General features: G+C 26.9%; 1 protein-coding gene. It reads left to right on the top strand.

What is annotated here, in order from left to right; all coding sequences use genetic code 11:
- Positions 1-392: Kiwa anti-phage protein KwaB-like domain-containing protein (locus AC6UDG_RS07275; protein WP_500706936.1), on the top strand; the 392-nt coding region annotated here is incomplete at its 5' end.
- Positions 393-554 lie beyond the last annotated feature (162 nt).

Below are 554 nucleotides of genomic sequence, written 5' to 3'. Positions count from 1 at the left end.
AAGGAATAATGATTTTTAATCACATTTCTTTTGAAAGGGTACTTGACCTAAAAGAGGGGTTTAGACATGATGCAGAGAATTTTTTTGATGATCATCGAGAAGACTTTGAACAAGGAATTGATAATTTTAATGATTTAATACATGATGCACTTGATAATAATAGTATTATCAGAAGAATTGCAAAGATTTCTGATAATGATAATTCTACTGAATTCTTGAACCATTTAGATAGAGTTCAAACTATAAATGAAATGTTTGATCTAGGATTAGAAATACGCGATGACAGAATAATATATCATAAATCACAATTGTCTGATATAGTTCATTTGATGCAAGATGCTTATTATAGGACGTTGATAGAAGATCATCCTGGAATAGATAAAAGAAGATAAAAATTAGGTGTGTTATGAGGTAAATCAATTTGACTGGGTTCTTATATTTTTTAAAGCGTATTTTTATTTTCATTTCATCATACGTTATATTATTTATAATGCTTTTTTTTCAAAATATGTCTAGTTTTTCTTTTCCTAGTCTTTATAGGCTATTTACAGAAA

The organism is Fructilactobacillus sp. X2R1C1 (genome assembly GCF_059901435.1).
Note: the sequence above shows the minus strand (reverse complement) of the source record. Positions and strands in the feature narration are given on the sequence as shown.